This is a genomic window from Pseudarthrobacter equi, from assembly GCF_900105535.1.
GTDB classification, from domain to species: domain Bacteria; phylum Actinomycetota; class Actinomycetes; order Actinomycetales; family Micrococcaceae; genus Arthrobacter; species Arthrobacter equi.
This window is the reverse complement of the sequence record NZ_LT629779.1, coordinates 594558-610659: the sequence shown is the minus strand read 5'-3', so window position 1 is coordinate 610659 and position 16102 is coordinate 594558. Positions and strand designations below refer to the sequence as shown.

Annotated in this window: 18 protein-coding genes; 8 read left to right on the top strand and 10 right to left on the bottom strand. The window is 68.2% G+C overall.

The window, feature by feature from the left end; translation table 11 throughout:
- Window positions 1-134: 134 nt before the first annotated feature.
- Window positions 135-1415: a serine--tRNA ligase gene (serS, locus tag BLT71_RS02735; RefSeq protein ID WP_091717360.1), complete on the bottom strand. Its 1281-nt coding sequence runs from the start codon at window positions 1413-1415 to the stop codon at window positions 135-137.
- A gap of 90 nt (window positions 1416-1505) precedes the next feature.
- Between serS and BLT71_RS02730 the strand changes: the two genes are divergently transcribed.
- Complete coding sequence (locus BLT71_RS02730; RefSeq protein WP_091717358.1) at window positions 1506-2585, top strand: diacylglycerol/lipid kinase family protein; 1080 nt, start codon at window positions 1506-1508, stop codon at window positions 2583-2585.
- Between the two features lie 28 nt (window positions 2586-2613).
- Here the strand turns inward: BLT71_RS02730 and BLT71_RS02725 are convergent, their stop codons facing one another.
- The 3 genes from BLT71_RS02725 to BLT71_RS02715 all read right to left on the bottom strand — a co-directional run bounded on the left by BLT71_RS02725 (window position 2614) and on the right by BLT71_RS02715 (window position 4233).
- The gene (locus tag BLT71_RS02725) at window positions 2614-2832 is read right to left on the bottom strand and encodes a hypothetical protein (protein WP_091717356.1); all 219 of its coding nucleotides are present in this window, start codon (window positions 2830-2832) and stop codon (window positions 2614-2616) included.
- 94 nt (window positions 2833-2926) lie between these two features.
- The gene (pheA, locus tag BLT71_RS02720; protein ID WP_091717354.1) at window positions 2927-3907 is read right to left on the bottom strand and encodes a prephenate dehydratase; all 981 of its coding nucleotides are present in this window, start codon (window positions 3905-3907) and stop codon (window positions 2927-2929) included.
- Complete coding sequence (locus BLT71_RS02715) at window positions 3907-4233, bottom strand: rhodanese-like domain-containing protein (protein WP_091717352.1); 327 nt, start codon at window positions 4231-4233, stop codon at window positions 3907-3909. The genes pheA and BLT71_RS02715 overlap by 1 nt, the downstream gene beginning before the upstream one ends.
- 112 nt (window positions 4234-4345) lie before the next feature.
- On the opposite strand from BLT71_RS02715, the gene BLT71_RS02710 reads away from it, so the two are divergent.
- The 5 genes from BLT71_RS02710 to BLT71_RS02690 all read left to right on the top strand — a co-directional run bounded on the left by BLT71_RS02710 (window position 4346) and on the right by BLT71_RS02690 (window position 7427).
- Window positions 4346-5755, top strand: coding sequence for an amidase (locus BLT71_RS02710; protein ID WP_091717350.1), 1410 nt, complete (start codon window positions 4346-4348; stop codon window positions 5753-5755).
- 118 nt (window positions 5756-5873) lie between these two features.
- The gene (locus BLT71_RS02705) at window positions 5874-6104 is read left to right on the top strand and encodes a hypothetical protein (protein WP_091717348.1); all 231 of its coding nucleotides are present in this window, start codon (window positions 5874-5876) and stop codon (window positions 6102-6104) included.
- 111 nt (window positions 6105-6215) lie between these two features.
- Window positions 6216-6419 carry a hypothetical protein gene (locus BLT71_RS02700; protein WP_091717346.1) on the top strand — a complete coding sequence of 68 codons (204 nt, stop codon included), beginning with the start codon at window positions 6216-6218 and terminating at the stop codon, window positions 6417-6419.
- A gap of 82 nt (window positions 6420-6501) precedes the next feature.
- Window positions 6502-6906, top strand: a complete 405-nt coding sequence (locus BLT71_RS02695; protein ID WP_091717344.1) for a hypothetical protein — start codon at window positions 6502-6504, stop codon at window positions 6904-6906.
- 80 nt (window positions 6907-6986) lie between these two features.
- Window positions 6987-7427, top strand: a complete 441-nt coding sequence (locus BLT71_RS02690) for a LapA family protein (RefSeq protein ID WP_091723769.1) — start codon at window positions 6987-6989, stop codon at window positions 7425-7427.
- A gap of 141 nt (window positions 7428-7568) precedes the next feature.
- Here BLT71_RS02690 and BLT71_RS02685 read toward each other — a convergent pair whose 3' ends face one another.
- From BLT71_RS02685 to BLT71_RS02675, 3 genes are read right to left on the bottom strand one after another with little or no spacing between them, the layout of a single operon-like run.
- Window positions 7569-9086 carry a carboxyl transferase domain-containing protein gene (locus BLT71_RS02685; RefSeq protein WP_091717342.1) on the bottom strand — a complete coding sequence of 506 codons (1518 nt, stop codon included), beginning with the start codon at window positions 9084-9086 and terminating at the stop codon, window positions 7569-7571.
- Between the two features lies 1 nt (window position 9087).
- On the bottom strand, window positions 9088-10314 hold the full coding sequence (locus tag BLT71_RS02680) for a CaiB/BaiF CoA transferase family protein (RefSeq protein WP_091717340.1): 1227 nt from the start codon (window positions 10312-10314) through the stop codon (window positions 9088-9090).
- Window positions 10315-10374: 60 nt separating this feature from the next.
- Window positions 10375-11742, bottom strand: coding sequence for an SLC13 family permease (locus tag BLT71_RS02675; protein ID WP_091717338.1), 1368 nt, complete (start codon window positions 11740-11742; stop codon window positions 10375-10377).
- A 136-nt stretch (window positions 11743-11878) separates the two neighbouring features.
- On the opposite strand from BLT71_RS02675, the gene BLT71_RS02670 reads away from it, so the two are divergent.
- Entirely contained in the window at window positions 11879-12577 is a 699-nt protein-coding gene (locus BLT71_RS02670; RefSeq protein ID WP_091717336.1) for a FadR/GntR family transcriptional regulator, read from the top strand.
- 104 nt (window positions 12578-12681) lie between these two features.
- Here BLT71_RS02670 and BLT71_RS02665 read toward each other — a convergent pair whose 3' ends face one another.
- A complete protein-coding gene (locus tag BLT71_RS02665; protein ID WP_091717334.1) occupies window positions 12682-13254 on the bottom strand; it encodes a DUF4190 domain-containing protein in 573 nt (190 codons plus the stop codon).
- Window positions 13255-13313: 59 nt separating this feature from the next.
- Complete coding sequence (locus BLT71_RS02660) at window positions 13314-13886, bottom strand: LysE/ArgO family amino acid transporter (protein WP_091717332.1); 573 nt, start codon at window positions 13884-13886, stop codon at window positions 13314-13316.
- 94 nt (window positions 13887-13980) lie between these two features.
- Between BLT71_RS02660 and BLT71_RS02655 the strand changes: the two genes are divergently transcribed.
- On the top strand, window positions 13981-14928 hold the full coding sequence (locus tag BLT71_RS02655) for a LysR family transcriptional regulator ArgP (protein WP_091717330.1): 948 nt from the start codon (window positions 13981-13983) through the stop codon (window positions 14926-14928).
- On the opposite strand, the gene BLT71_RS02650 is transcribed toward BLT71_RS02655, so the two are convergent.
- On the bottom strand, window positions 14888-15832 hold the full coding sequence (locus BLT71_RS02650) for a nuclease-related domain-containing protein (protein ID WP_091717328.1): 945 nt from the start codon (window positions 15830-15832) through the stop codon (window positions 14888-14890). The genes BLT71_RS02655 and BLT71_RS02650 overlap by 41 nt on opposite strands.
- Between the last annotated feature and the right edge of the window lie 270 nt (window positions 15833-16102).

Below are 16102 nucleotides of genomic sequence, written 5' to 3'. Positions count from 1 at the left end.
TCAAACAGCCCACACGGCAGTCAGCGAAACCCCTATGTGGACAGCCATCGGACCGCCTCGAGGGAGCCCTAAGCCTGTTCGCGGATCAGAACCGTAACGGTTCGGATTCGCGAACAAGCCCGGGAAAACGAAACCTACAGGACCGGAAGGACCTCAAGGCCGCCCAGGTACTTCTGCAGGGCCTTGGGCACGTTGACCGAACCATCGGCATTCTGGTGGTGCTCCAGCAGGGCAACAATCCAGCGGGTGGTGGCCAGGGTGCCGTTCAGCGTGGCCACGGCGCGGGTGCCCTTGGCGACGCCCTCGGCGTTGACCGCACGCTCGCGGATGTTCAGGCGGCGGGCCTGGAACGTGGTGCAGTTCGAGGTGGAGGTCAGTTCGCGGTAGGCGCCCTGGGTAGGGACCCAGGCTTCGCAGTCGTACTTGCGGGCCGCGGAGTTGCCGAGGTCGCCGGCCGCGGTGTCGATGACCCGGTAGGGCAGCTCGCACTTGGCCAGCATTTCCTCTTCCCAGGCCAGCAGCCGCTGGTGCTCGGCGGCGGCCTCTTCAACAGTGGTGTAGATGAACATTTCCACCTTGTTGAACTGGTGCACGCGGATGATGCCGCGGGTGTCCTTGCCGTGCGATCCGGCTTCGCGGCGGTAGCAGGAGCTCTGGCCGGCGTAACGGATGGGGCCGGCGGAGAAGTCCAGGATCTCGTCCGCGTGGTACCCGGCCAGGGCCACCTCCGAGGTGCCCACCAGGTAAAGGTCGTCTTCAGCGAGACGGTAGATCTCGGCGTCGTGCTTCACGTCGAAGCCGGTGCCCTGCATGGTCTCGGGGCGCACCAGCGTGGGCGTGATCATGGGGACGAAGCCGGCATCGATTGCCTGCTCCATGGCCATCTGCAGCAGCGCCATCTCCAGCCGCGCACCGACGCCGCGGAGGAAGTAGAAGCGTGAACCGGAGACTTTGGCACCGCGTTCCATGTCGATGGCGCCGATCAGCTCGCCGATCTCCAGGTGGTCCTTGGGCTCGAAGTCCGGGAACTCGCGCGGCGTGCCGACGGTCTTGACCACCACGTAGTCGTCCTCGCCGCCTTCGGGAACGCCGTCCTCAACGAGGTTGGGGACGGTGCGCAGCAGTTCTTCCTGCTTGGTCTGCGCGGCGTCTGCCTCGGCGGACGCGGCCTTGACCGAGTTGGCCAGTTCCTTGACCTCGGCCAGCAGCGCCTGCTTTTCCTCGCCCTTGGCCTGCGCCACCTTCTTGCCGAACACGTTCTGCTCGGCCCGGAGGTTTTCGTAGCGGATCAGCGCGGCACGGCGGGCGGAATCCGCGGAGATGATCGCGTCCACCACTGATTCGTCCGCGCCGCGGGCGCGCTGGCTGGCACGGAACTTGTCCGGGTTTTCGCTGAGGTCTTTTACGTCGATCACCTGACAAGGGTATCCAATACAGCGCACGACGGCGGGCGGCCGGGACAGATGGGTCCGGCGCGCCTTCCGCCGGGCTACTGTGGAACCACCATGAGCGACTGGATTCTCTACCTGCTGACAGCGGTGGCCCTTGCCTTTGCCATCTCCAGCTGGTGGGGCGTACGCCGGCTGAAGGCCCTGCATATGCGCAGCGCCGTGGCCGGCGACGCCTATGATCCCGGCCTGGAAAAGCAGGGGGTGGCGGTGATCATCAACCCCATCAAGGCACGCGCAGCCGAGGCACGGGCGGCCATACAGCGGGCCTGCCTCACCGCCGGCTGGGATGAGCCGGTCTTTTACGAGACCACGGCCGAGGACCCCGGTTTCACCCAGATGCAGGCAGCCCTGGCCACCAAACCGGACGTCGTCCTGGTGGGCGGCGGAGACGGCACGGTCCGGGTGGTGGCCGAGGCACTGGCGCACACGGATGTGGCCATGGGACTGATCCCGCTGGGGACGGGCAACCTGCTGGCACGGAACGTGGACGTGGACGTCACGGACCTGCACGGCTCCGTCCAGACCGCGCTCTTCGGCCGGCAGCGCTCCATCGACACGGCCCGGATGGCCATCGAGAATTCCCGCACGGGCACCTATTCGGAGCACGTTTTCCTGGTGATTGCCGGGATCGGCATGGATGCAGAGGTCCTGGCGGATACGAACGACGGCCTGAAGAAGGCGGTGGGCTGGCTCGCCTACACCGAGTCCGGCATGCGGCACCTTCCAGGCCGGCGCAAAAAGGTGTCCATCTCCCTGGACGGCAGCCCGGAACAGGTCCGGAACATCCGCAGCGTGCTCTTCGCCAACTGCGGCCTGGTGCCCGGCGGCATCGACCTCATTCCGCAGGCCATGATCGACGACGGCATGCTGGACGTGGTGGTGATGAGCCCCCGCAGTGCGCTCGGCTGGCTGCTGATGTACGGCAAGATCATCTTCAAGCACAGCGGAAAGCTGCCGATCATGACCGTGTACCGGTCCGGCAGGATCGTCATCAAGTGCCCGGAACCGATGCCCACGCAGCTGGACGGCGACACGTCAGGTGAGGCAACCAAGCTCACGGTTCAGGTGCAGCCGGCGTCCCTGCTGGTGCGGGTCCGGGGGATTTCCGGGCCCGACGTCGGGACTGCCGCTTAGCGGATCAGCCGCCGGTGCGGGGCAGGACTCAGTGGTGGTCCGGCTTGGTTTCTTTGGCGGCCTCCGAGGCGGCCTTTGCGTGGGCACGTTCCTCTGACTGCTCGCGGATCATCGCCTGTTCTTCCTCGAAGCGCAGGCGGTCGGCGCGGTCGGCGTCGTCGCCGTCCCAGTCCTGGTTGTCGGCGGAGGGCTTGGGGTTGACGATCATACCCTGGCCATCGTTCTCGGTGCTGCTGCCGGCTGACATGACCCGCTCCCTTCGTTAGGGGCCACTCTTCATGTGGATCAGGCAAGCATACGCACAGTGCAGAACCCGGGGAAGTACCCCGGGCGGCATTTACCTACGCTGTGGGCGAAGGTCCGGAACCGCTTTCCACCTGCAATGATTCCGTGTCCAGTATGGATTCCACCCAGTTCCGGGACGCCGCGAAGGCCCGGTCCGAGGTGTGCGGTTGAACCTCGATGGGCTGCCGGTCCGCCCGTGGGTATGAGCCGAGGAAGCGGGTTGCGGGGCTGATGCGGTGGAGCCCGGCCAGTGCGTCAGCCATCCTTGCGTCGCCCACATGCCCGTCGGCGTCGATGCTGAAGAAGTAGTGGCCCAGGTACTGGCCGGTGGGCCTGGATTCGATCCGGCTCAGGTTCACGCCGCGGTTGGCGAACTGGTCCAGGATTTCCATCAGGGCGCCGGGACGGTCCTCAGGCAGCGGGACCGCCACTGTGGTCTTGTCTGCGCCCGTGCGTTCCGGAAGCTTTCCGGGACGGCTCACCAGTACGAAGCGGGTGACTGCGCCCGGGTTGTCGCCAATGTTCTCGGCCAGCACCGGGAGGCCGGGCTGTTCCTGGGCAACCAGGGGTGCGCAGATGGCGGCGTCGTAGTGGCAGTCAGGTTCCAGCAGGCCCATTGCGGCGGCCGCCGTCGAGGATCCCGGAACGTATTCCGCGCCTGGAATATGCTGATCCATCCAGAGCCTGCACTGCGCCCACGCGTGGCCGTGCGTGGAGATCCTGCGGACGTCGCCGAGGCGGGTGCCGGGACGTGCCACCAGAACGAAGCTGATGGGCACCAGCACTTCCCGGACGATCCGCAGTTCCTGGCCGCCGGCGATCGCGTCCAACGTGGCAGTGACTCCGCCCTCCACGGAATTCTCGATGGGCACCATGGCAGCATGGGCGGAGCCTTGCCGGACTGCATCCAGGGCGGCGTTCACGTTGGAAGCAGGCACCCGGACGGCGTCCCCCGCACCGGGCACCTGCATCAGCGCCGCTTCGGTGAACGTTCCTTCGGGGCCGAGGAACGAATAGGTGGGCACAGCGCCGGGCACTAAAGCACCATCGGCTTGAGCCCGTTGTCGGAGACCAGGGGCTTGCCCGACTCCAGCCACTGGTCCATGCCGCCCGAGACGTTGATCGCCGTATAGCCCTGCCCGGTCAGCCACTGCGCGGCACGGAAGGAGCGGCCGCCGGTGCGGCAAATGACGTAGACGTCAGCGTCCGGGTCGAGCTCGTCGAGCCGGGCCGGAATCTGGTCCAGGGGGATGTGCAGGGCACCTTCTGCGTGGCCGGCAACCCACTCGTAGTCTTCCCGGACGTCCAGGATGACGGCGTCATCAGGAACATCGTTGACGGGCACGGAATCGAAGTCGCTCATGGGGAATCCCTTCGTGGCAGATCGAAAGTCAGCTTCCAGCCTAGTGCTTGCACCCCGCCGAAGGGCCTGCGGCCGGGCACGTTACGCTTCTAGGAGACCCCCAGGAGGACCAGTGCCCGAAGAGCTCCACAGCCTCTCCGCCGTCCAGTTGCGGGATGTCCTGCGCGGCGGCCAGGTCTCGGCCGTGGAAGCTGCGGAACATTTCCTGGACCGGATTGGGCAGCGCAATCCGCTGCTGGGGGCCTTCATCACCGTGACGGCGGAGCAGGCCATCGAACAGGCCCGTGCCGCGGACGCCCGCCACTCCCGCTCCCGCACCGGCGAACTGCCACTGCTGCACGGGATGCCGCTGGCCTTCAAGGACCTGACCGATGTTGCCGGTGTGGTGACCACCCACGGCAGCGCCGCCCTTGACCACAAGGCGGCACCCGCGGATGCGCCCCTCGTGGCGCACCTCAGGGAAGCCGGCGTCATCTCCCTCGGCAAGACTCAGGTGCCCGAATTCGGCCTGACGGCCTACTCCGAAAACCGCGTTGCACCGCCGTCGCGCAATCCGTATGCCCCCAGCAGGAGCTCGGGCGGCTCCTCCGGCGGCAGCGCTGCCGCCGTGGCCGCCGGTCTGGTCCCCTTCGCTCCCGGGACCGACGGCGGCGGTTCCGTTCGGATCCCGGCGGCGGCCTGCGGGCTGGTGGGCCTGAAGCCGGGCCGCGGCGTGGTGCCCAGCGGGGAAAGCCAGGGCGATCCGGCCCGGCTGGTGGTCGCAGGACCGCTGGCCAGGACCGCCGCCGACGCCGCCCTGATGATGGACGCGCTGGTTCCGGATGCCGGCTACCTGGCCGCCCTGGAGCGGGAGCCGCGGAAGCTGCGCATCGGCGTCACACTGGACAGCCCGTGGTCGGCAACCTTCCCCTTCACGCCTGACCAGGAAGCCCTGGACGCCCTGGCGGCGGGCGAGCGGCTCCTGGAACACGCGGGGCATACGTTCGGTGAAGCGGCGATCCGCTACGACAACAGGTACCCCGATGCATTCACCACGGCCTGGACCGCCGGCGTAGGCAGCGCCCGCATTAGCCCGCACCGGGAAGCGCTGCTCGCGCCACTGACCCGCACCTTCCGCCGCCGGGCACAGCAGCGGAGCCCCGCCAAGCTGTCCGAGGCCCTAGCCTTCCTGCGGCAGTTCCAGCACGACACCGTGGCGCAGTACGCCGAATGGGACCTCATGCTGATGCCTGCCCTGGCGCAGACGCCCCGGCCGGTGGGCTGGTTTACCGGGACGGGCCACGGCGGCGAGCGGTGGCCGGCGGCGCAATGGCCAGGAGACGCCGACGGCGACTACCGGAAGCAGTGCGAATTCGCGCCCTGGTCTTCCATGATCAATGTGTGCGGACTGCCGGCCATCAGCCTCCCGGTCCACTGGACAGAAGGTACCCCGGGCCAGGGCCTGCCGATGGGAATCCAGCTGGTGGGGCCCATGGGCTCGGAACAGCTGCTGCTGCAGGTGGGGCACCAGCTGGGCCTGTAACGGTGCCCGTCCTGTTGATCTGCTCCTAACGCTCCCTTAACCCGCACGTAACCCGGCGGGAGCAGACTGGGAAGGCGTCACGTCCATCCAGCCACCGCTCGACGGGGAGTTGCCCACTATGAACGCCGAATACCCCACCACCACGGACGCCGGCATTTCCGGGCAAGTGGACGAAACCCGGCCCGACCTGAGCAACGCCAACGTCCGTGAGGACCTGGCGCTGACCGGCCGCTGCGCCCTGGTCCATCTGCCCTCCGGCAGGACCTGCCTCCTGCCCCTCCGCCACCCGGGGCCGTGCGATTTCCACGGGCCCGCCGAGGCTGCCGACGTGGTCTCCGCCAGCCAGTAGCCGCCCCCTCCAAAGTGGTGCCGCCCGGGCCCGGATCCGTTCCGTCCGGGTGTCGACTCCCCGGCTTTTCGGGAGGACGATTAAAGCGCAGTCACTGGAAGGAGGTCTGTGATGTGCTACGGATACAACAAGGATTTCGGGCGGAGCGACAAGAAGGAAACCAGCCGCAAGCCTGAAGCCAAGCAAGAAACCCCGGTAGGAACTCCGGAACCGCGGGTCAAGGCACAGGACTACACGTTCTGGGCCTTCCCGAGTTGGCGCAGGTCGCCAACACCCCGCACCCCCTCCGCAGAGCGGAGCGAGGAGCGGGTCTGACTCCGCAGCATCGGGACGGGCCTCCACGGCCCGTCCCGCCCCCGTTAACCGGCCGATGGGTTCCACAGGGGAGAATAGGGGTATGCGCGCAGCCTACGTCCACGCCGCCTCGCTCCGGATGGGGTACGACGGCGATACCGGGGCGTCGGGGGCGGCCATCACCTTGGCGCTCTGCGGACAGTGGGAGCACCCGCCGCCGTGCCCGCTCGCCGCCCACCACACGGCCACCACCCGCACGTCGGCGCAACAGAACGCCGCTCAGCAGCACGGCGTGCAGCAAGACGACATGACGCTGAACCTGCGGACCGTCTTCGCGGCCGAGCCGGAGCAGGAAGGCGAGGTCCGCCGTCGGATCCGCGCTGCACTGGCCCAGGGCTCGCAGACGGGCCCGGAGGGCACGACGTCGCGCTGGACCCTGCTGGCGGATGAAGCGGGTGAGTTGACGGCAGCGGAACGCATCCACGCTGAACGCCTTGCCGGCACCTGAAGCGATATCTGTTGTGCTGCGCGGATCCCCGCGGCTAGGGTTGGGTGATAAGCATGCTTAGCATCAGGAAGGGGATGAACATGAGCGCCGGACAGACCACGCCAGAATCCAACGGACGGCAGGAGCCAGGGGCCGGAACGCCCTCCCCCGGCCTCGCAGGCGGAGCCGACAGCACCGCCCCCTACAGCAATGCACCCTCATACTCCCCGGATACACCCGCCGCAGGCACCGCCACCGCGCCCACCAGCGGGCCGGCCCAGCGCCAGGTTACCCGGACCGGTGTCATCTGGGCGGCCGTGGTGGCCGCACTGGTGCTGCTGATCCTGCTGATTATCTTCATCCTGCAGAACCAGGAGCAGGCGCTGGTGAAGTTCCTGGGCCTGGAGGGATCCGTCCCGCTGGGCATGGCGCTGTTCATCGCCAGTGTGACCGGCGGAGTCCTGGTGGCGGCAGCCGGCGGCGCCCGGATCCTGCAGCTCCGGGCCAGCGCACACCGGGCACGGGTGCGGCAGCGCCGCTAAAGCAGTAACAGCAGAGCCGCGGCCGGCACTGCGTCGCCGGCAGGGCATCCTGGCGAGGCAGACCAACAAAAAGCGTCCAGCACACAAGCAGTACCGAACAGCGGCGGGCACCAGCACGGTGCCCGCCGCCGTCGTCGGGGCCTAACTGCCGAGGTTCCGGAATTTCCTTGCCCGCGACGCCACCAGTTGGGACACGGGCACCGCGGCAACGGACGCGAGCTCGTACTCAATGGCGTGCGCCATCCGTGCGCAGAAATCGCGCGGTTCGAGGGACGCGTCGTGGCGCTCGTCCACAATGTGGTCCACCAGCCCGTTGGCGTAGAGGGACGCCACGTTGACGCCCTGCGCCTGGGCCATCGCGGGGGCGAAATCCGTGGTGCGGTGGACAATCGCACTCGCGCCCTCGGGCGGCAGCGGCGACAGCCAGCTGTGTTGCGCCGCGATGGTCCGGTCCGCCGGCAGCAGGGCCAGTGCCCCTCCCCCGGCGCCCTGGCCCAGCAGGACCGAGACCGACGGCGATTCGAGCCCGATCAGTTCGTGCAGCGAGCGGGCGATTTCCCCGGCCAGGCCGCCTTCCTCGGCTTCCTGTGAGAGGGCTGCACCGGCGGTGTCGATAACCGTGAGCAGCGGCAGCCGCAGTTCCTCGGCCAGCTTGGCGCCGCGCCGCGCCTCGCGCAGCGAACCGGGCCCCATTCCGGCGGCGTCCTTCCGGAGCGGGCGGGCGTGGCCCAGCACGATGCAGGACTGCGTGCCGAACCGGGCCAGGGCCAGCAGCAGCCCGGGATCCTTTTCGCCCTGCCCGGTGCCGTTGAGCGGGAGGGCATCGCTGGCACCGTACTTGAGGAGCTGGCGGAGATCGGGCCGGCGCGGTTGGCGGGAAATCTCGATGGAGGTCCAGGCGTCCACCTCGGCGGGCCGGACGGCCAGCGTGGCCGGGGCCTCAGGCCAGGCAGCGGAGCCGGAAGCCCGGCGCGGCATCAGGATGTCCAGCGCCCTGCCCACCAGTTCTGCGAGCTTGCCGGGTTCCACCACACCGTCGATCAGGCCCTTGCTGAACAGGTTCTCGGCCACCTGGACGTTGTCCGGGAAGGCTTCGCCGTGCAGCGCCTCGTAGACCCGCGGGCCCAGGAACCCCAGCAAGGAGCCCGGCTCGGCCACGTTGATGTGGCCCAGGGATCCCCAGGAGGCCATGACGCCGCCGGTGGTGGGGTGGCGCAGGTAGACCAAGTAGGGCAGGCCTGCCTGCCGGTGGGCCCGGACGGCCGCGGTGATCTTAACCATGGACAGGAACGCCAGGGTGCCTTCCTGCATGCGGGTACCGCCCGAGGCGGTACCGGCCAGCAGCGGCAGGCCCTCCGCCGTGGCGCGCTCCACCGCAGCCACGATCCGTTCGGCAGCGGCGTGGCCGATCGAGCCGGCCAGGAAAGAAAATTCGCTCACGATCAGCGCCACGCGGCGGCCGCGGATCAGGCCGGCGCCGGTGAGCACGGATTCGTCAGTGCCGCTGCGTGCCCGCGCCCTGGCGAGGTCGGCCGCGTACTCCTCGCTCAGGGCCGGCTGCTGCGGTTCGGCGTCCCACGACGTGAACGAACCGTCGTCCACCACGGCGTCCAGCAGTTCCGCGGCGCTGAGGTGGCGCACCTTTTCCGACGTCGGCATGCTATTCCGCCCCGGCCGGCGCGTCCGCGGCAGCGACGGGAACCAGCCCCAGCCACTCCCTGATGGATCCGCCGTCGGCGTCCAGGAGCGGCGGCGCAGCGTGGTCCTTCACGGTCGTCTCCGCGGCGTCGCCCTGGGCGAAGAACCGCAGCGGCGGACCGGGCAGGCTGACCGTGCCAAGCAGGGGGTGTTCCACATCCACCACCAGGCCCTGCGAGGCCACCTGCTCCCAGGCGTACACCTCGTCCAGCGAGCGGACCTTCCCTGCCGGGATCCCGGCGTCGTTCAGCTTCTCCAGCAGTTCCACCGCGCCGTACTGGGCGAAGGCGCGTTCGACGGCGGCAATCACCTCCTGGCGGTTCCGCACCCTGTCGGCGTTGCTGGCGAAACCGGGCGCGGCAGGGTCAAGGCCGAAGGCGGCGGCGAAGGAAGCCCACAGCTTCTCGCTGCCCACGCTGATCTGGACGCTGCCGTCCTTGCAGTTGAACAGGCCGTAGGGCGCGATGGACGGGTGGTGGTTGCCCTGTGCCTGCGGGACTTCGCCGGCCACGGTGGCGCGCGTGCCCTGGAAGGCGTGGACCCCGATCAGGGAGGCGAGCAGCGACGTGCGGACCACCTTGCCCTGGCCGGTGCGTTCGCGTTCAACCAGCGCGGCCAGCACGCCGGTGGCGCCGTTCATGCCGGCCAGCAGGTCGGCGATCGGCACGCCCACACGCTGCGGATCGTCCGGGCCGGACCCCGTGAGGGACATCAGCCCTGCCTCGCCCTGGAGGATCTGGTCGTAGCCGCTGCGCTGGGATTCTGGGCCGTCATGGCCGAAGCCGGTGATGGAGAGGATCACCAGCCGCGGGTTGAGCTCGTGCATGGCGGCGGTGGAGAAGCCCAGCCGGTCCATGACGCCGGGCCGGAAGTTCTCGATCACCACGTCCGCCCGTTCCAGCAGCCCGCGGAGCACTGCCTGCCCGTCACTGCTCTTCAGGTCCAGGCTGATGGATTCCTTGTTGCGGTTGCAGGACATGAAGTAGGTGGACTGCAGGTCATCCTCGGGGCCCACGAAGGGCGGGCCCCAGCCGCGGGTGTCATCGCCGGTTCCGGGGTTCTCCACCTTGATGACGCGTGCGCCGAGGTCGGCCAGCATCATGCCGGCGTGCGGGCCGGCCAGGGCACGGCTCAGGTCGACGACGGTGTGCCCGGCCAGGGGGCCTTGCTGACGGTCAGCTGCATTCATGTGCTGGTTCCTTTACTGAAGTGCGTGGCGCGGAGCGCTGGCGGGGTGGAAATGTGGAGGCTACAGCCAGCCGGGGACTACCAGCGCCAGCCAGGCGAGGATTGGTCCGGCAACGATGACGATGCCGCTGTAGCCCAGGATCTGCTTGTAGAACTTGTCCTTGTCCACGCCCTCGGGCGCATTGGCCAGGACCAGGGCGCCGTTGGTGGAGAAGGGCGAGACGTCCACGATGGTGGCGGCGACGGCCAGTGCGCAGATGACGCCGACGGCGCCGATTTCGCCGGTGGACAGGAAGGGCACGGCGAGCGGGATGAGCGCGGCCAGGATGGCGGTGGAGGACGCGAAGGCCGAGACGATGGCGCCGATGAAGCAGATGAGGAGCGCTGCCACCAGGGGCATGCCCATACCGGCAACGCCGTTGGAGACGAATTCGATGGTGCCTGCTTCTTCGAGCACCCCAACGAAGGTCAGCATGCCGCAGATCAGCAGCACGGTGGACCAGCTGATCTTGTTGATGGCGCCCTTCTGGGCCGCGGGCGAGACGAGGGCCAGGACGATGGCGATGGTGATGGACACGAAACCGACGTCCATTTTGAAGCCCAGGGCGACGACGGCGAGCACCACCAGGCCGGCGATGGTCACCAGCTGCGGGATCCGCTGGGAGCGTTCCCTGGTGGCGGCAACGCCGTCGCCTGCGGGGTCGCGGGGGCCGTACATGCCGGAGCCGAAGCCCTTGAAGGCAACGTCCGTGCCGGCCTTGGCACCCACGCTGACGGACATCCGCGCTTCGGCAGCCTGCTCCACGAAGTGCCCCACGCGGGAGGACAGCAGCGCCCGGCCGCCCAGGACGGCGAAGAGCACCACGGCGATGACGACGTTGAAGATCAGGCTGCTCAAGAACAGCGCCGTGGGGCTGAAGGCGAGGTCCGTCTTGGCGATGATGCCGTTGACGGTGACGCCATAGACCGCGATGGGCGAGAACCCGCCGGCCTGGGCGCCGTGGATCACCATCATGCCCATCAGCAGCGGGCTGATCTTGTACTTGCCGGCAAAGCTGAGGGCGATGGGGGCAATAATCGCGACGGCGGCCGGGGACAGCGCGCCAACAGCGGTGATGACGGCGGTGATGGCAAACATGACCCAGGGAATGAGGGCAACGCGGCTGCCCACCAGCCTGACGGCGCCGCGGACCAGGAGGTCGATGGTGCCGTTGTTCTGCGCAATGGCGAACAGGTAGGTGACGCCGACAATCGTCAGGAAGAGGCCACCGGGGAAGTTGGCCAGGATCTCGTTCGTGGACATGCCCAGCACCAGGGCGCCCAGCAGGAAGGCGCCCACGAAGGCGAGGGCTCCCATATTGAGGGGCAGCACGGTGGCTAACAGGAACATCGCCGCCAGGATGATGATCGATAGAACAGGAGCGGACATCGTTGGTCCTCCATTGGGGAAAGAAAAAGTGTGACGTGAGTTACTGGCTCACTGGACTAGCCTCTTAGACAGTGAGTCTATCTGTCAATAGCAGCGCGCTGTATTCTTAGGGGACCGACAATGTAGCGAGGGCTTTGTGGAGAAGACAGCACGGCTGGGACTGGAACGGGTTTCGCGGCCAAGGCTTTACGAACAGCTGGTGGAGCAGATCCTTGCCTACATCGAATCGGCGCAGCTGAAGCCCGGCGACCTCCTGCCGGCAGAGCGCGACCTCGCCGAACGGCTGGGGGTCTCGCGCGCCACCCTGGCCCAGGCACTCGTGGCGCTGGAAGTGCTGGGCGTCATCGATGTGCAGCACGGGACGGGAGCCGTGCTCGCCCGGCGGCCCAGCGTTGCGTCAGTAATCAAGGGCCTCCGCGAACACCGGAGCCGGCTGCCGGAAATCGTCGAGGCACGGAGCACGCTGGAAGGAAAACTGGCCGCACTGGCCGCTGCGAGGCGCACGGACGAGGACCTGAAAGCGATCGATCACGCTCTCGAGGTCATGGCCACGGAAATCAGCGACGGCGACCGCGGCACCCATGGCGATGAGCTCTTCCACGAGGCGATCACCGCAGCAGCGCATTCCTCGGTGCTGGCGCAGCTCATGGCATTCATCGCCGAAATGATCCTGGAAACGCGGATGGAGTCCCTCGGGCAACCGGGGCGGCCGGAACAGTCACTGGCCTCACACCGGCGGATTGCCGATGCCATCCGGGACCAGGACGCGGAGGCCGCAGCAGAGGCGATGCTGGCGCACATCGAGCTGGTGTCCGACGTCGAACTCCTCCGCTGACCCCGCTCCCCCATCCGCGGCTAAACGGCAGATGCCCCGTCAGATGGGTTCCTAAAACCGGGTTTCAGGAACCGGATCTGATGGGGCATGCGGGGTGGCGGCGGTCAGTACCCGTAACTTGAGGACGAGTACGAGGCCAGCCCGATGATGAGCAGCAGCCAGAAGCCGCCGTACCCCAGCAGGCAGAGGTAGCCCAGGACCAGTCCGGTGATGGACATGCCCTTGCCCGCAGGTTCGCGCTTGAGGGCCATGTGGCCGGTGATGATGGCGGCAAGCTGCGGAAGCATCAGCCATCCCATGATCACTGACGCGATGCCGCACACCATGCTGGCGATGCTGAGGGTCTTGGGCTCGGCCTGCATGCCGTAGTACGCCGGCTGTCCGTACTGGGCCTGCTGCCCGTACAGGCTCGGCTGGGCGTAGGGGCTGGCGCCGCTGTACTGGTTGCCGTACTGGTCATTGCCATACTGCGGGCCACCGTACTGGTTGCTGCCGTACTCCGCGGAAAGGCCCGGGTACAGCGGCGGCGGGGGGATGTCGGAGCCCGGCGCGGTGGTTCCGTGCAAAGGCACGAACGGCGGCGGTTCATACCCCGACGGCGGCGCGGGCGGAGTGCCGTCGCTGCCGGACGGGTTGTGCCACTGGGAGTCAGGGCGCTGGGAAGGCTGGTCAGTCATGGTTTTCCCCCTGGAATGTTGCTTCCAGCCTATCGCCTGCGGCGGCTTTCCGGGCGCCGTCAGTGCAGGACCAGCTTGACGGCCAGGCCAAGCATGACGATGCCGATTCCGAGGTCCAGGAACCGCCAGGTGCGCGTGCTGCCGAGCACCCCGGACAGCGCCCTGGCTCCGTACCCCAGCGCGGAGAACCACGCGATGCTGCCGGCAACGGCGCCGCCGGCGAAAACCCACCGGAGGTCCGGGCCCTGCTGGTTGGCCAGGCTTCCCAGGAGCACCACCGTGTCGAGGTACACGTGCGGGTTCAGGAACGTCAGCGCCACAGTACTGGCCACCACCGACCCCTTGGACCGGGGCGTGCCCTGCGCAAGGGCGGACGGCTTTAGCGCCGAGATGAAGGAGCGCACCGCGAACCAGGCGAGGTAGGCAGCTCCGCCCCACCGGAGGACTTCGAGGGCTTCGGGAAAGCGGGTCACCAGAGCGCCGATTCCGGCGGTCCCGCCCAGGATCAGGGCAGCGTCACCGGCCATGCACACGGCAACCACCGCGCCGATGTGCTCGCGGCGGACGCCCTGGCGGAGCACGAAGGCATTCTGGGCACCGATGGCAACGATCAGCGCCAGCCCCGTCAGCATCCCGGTGATTCCTGTCATCAACATGCATCCGACGGTACGGACCACAGGATCTGAAGACAAACGATTGATTCTTTGCCTACATTAGAATTTCTTCATGAACCTCGAGCATCTCCGCGCACTGATGGCCGTCATTGATGAAGGCACCTTCGAGGCCGCGGCCGATCTCCTGCGCGTCACTCCGTCCGCCGTCAGCCAGCGCATCAAGGCGCTGGAGGCTTCCACGGGGCAGGTCCTGGTGCGCCGGCGGGTCCCCTGCGTTCCCACCGACGCCGGCGTCGTGCTGCTCCGGATGGCCCGCCAGGTGCAGGTCCTCGAGGCCGAAGCGTCAACTGCGCTGGGCACCGCCACAGCCTCCCGCGCCACCCTGCCGGTGGCCATCAATGCGGATTCGCTGGCCACGTGGTTCGTGCCCGTCCTCGCCGTGGCGGCCACGTGGCAGGACACCACCCTGGACCTCCACGTCGAGGACCAGGGCTTCAGCAGCCAGCTCCTGCGCCAGGGTGACGTCATGGGTGCCGTCACCTCCGATCCCGCCCCCGTCAGCGGTTGCCGGGTGGAGCTGCTGGGCCACATGCGGTACGTCCCGGTGGCCGCAGCCGCCCTGCGTCAACGGTTCACCAAGGGCAGCTCGGTGGACTGGGCCCGGATGCCGGTCCTGAAATTCAATGCCAAGGACAACCTGCAGCGCGGGCTGCTGGCGGCGAAAGGCGTCGGGCAGGTTCCGCCCACCCACACGGTTCCGTCGTCGGAAGGGTTCCTGGCGGCCATCAAAGCCGGCCTGGGGTGGGGCATGCTCCCTGAATTGCAGCTCGGCAACGAGCTGGCCCGCGGCTCGCTGGTCCTCCTCGGGAAGAACGCCCACGAGGATGTGCCGCTCTACTGGCAATCCTGGTCACTGGACTCGGAGCGGCTCCGCCGGATGGGCGAGGCGGTCCGCGACGCCGGCCTTGGCAAGCTGCGCACAACCGCTTCGGAGAACGGCCGCAGTGCCGGCAGCAAACTCAGCGCATCCAGAACGGCAGCACGTAGACCGCAAAAATAACGAAGGCCGCCAGGAGCGCAAGCCTGCCCGCGCTGGTGCCGCCCCGCGCCTGCGGTTTCCCGTTTCGGTTCCGGCCGGCAGCGGTTCGGGCCGCTCCGCCGGCGCCTGCCGGCGGGACGGCACGCCCGGCGGGATGCCGGGAAACACTGCCGCTCCGGCTCCGGTCAGGACCGGTTGTCCGGTGATTGTCCGTGCTGCGACGGTCCGCGCCGGGAGCGCCCGTCCGCGGACCGGCGTTTCCTGGACCGGCCGGCGGGAGGCCGCCCGCAGGCCGCACCACGGTTCCCGGCCGGACATTCCGGAACGCCGTGATGCCGGGCTCCTGCTCGTGGGTAAGTTCCTCCCCCAGTTGGGCATAAAGTCCCACGACTGCCTGGTGGTCCAGTACCGGCGGCAGCGCCTCGATGGTAGCCACCACGCGCTGGCTGCCCGCGACGGCGACATCGGAGTTCGTCACGCCAAAGAGGTCAGGCTGGGCGGCCATGCAGATCAGCGGCCGGACCAGCCGGCGGTGCGGCGGCGCCAGCACGGAGGCGACGGCGGCGCACTGCGCCAGTGCGCCTTCCACTGCCTGGGTCCGCGCATACCGGCCCTGCCAGAGCACTCCCGATGCCACCCGCACCTCGCCGGTCCAGTTTTTGGAATCGACCACCACCACGCCGCCGGGCCCCACCAGGACGTGGTCCAGGTTGGCCTTGGGCCGGCCGGGCCAGTGCACGTCGTGCAGCACGTACCAGCCGTGCGGGACCAGTTCGCTGAGCTTGTCCGCCACCACGCGTTCGCCCACGGCCCCCGCATCCCACGCCTTTGTGGAGCGCTCGGCCGCATCCAGCCGGCGTTTGAGCCTGGCTACCCGCTCAGCGGCCAGCCTGGACTGTTCGGCTGCCCCGTCTCCTGCCCCCATGGTGCGTCCCTGCTTCCGTGCCGGACGGGCGAAAAGCGGCGGGCCGCCGTCGTCCCCTGCTGTGGTTGTTCGAGCCGGGAGGCTGTGGATAGCCTTCCGGATTTTTCGAAAGTAACAGCGCGCGCAGGGGCCGGTATATAGGTACTTTTCGGGGCATGTACTCAGGTTGGCTACTTGGTTAACGGCTCGTTTTCGATGACGTGCCGCCGTCACAGGGGCCGGAATGTGGGCCTGCCGTTTTGACTCCGGCGAGGTTCTGGCATGCTAGGT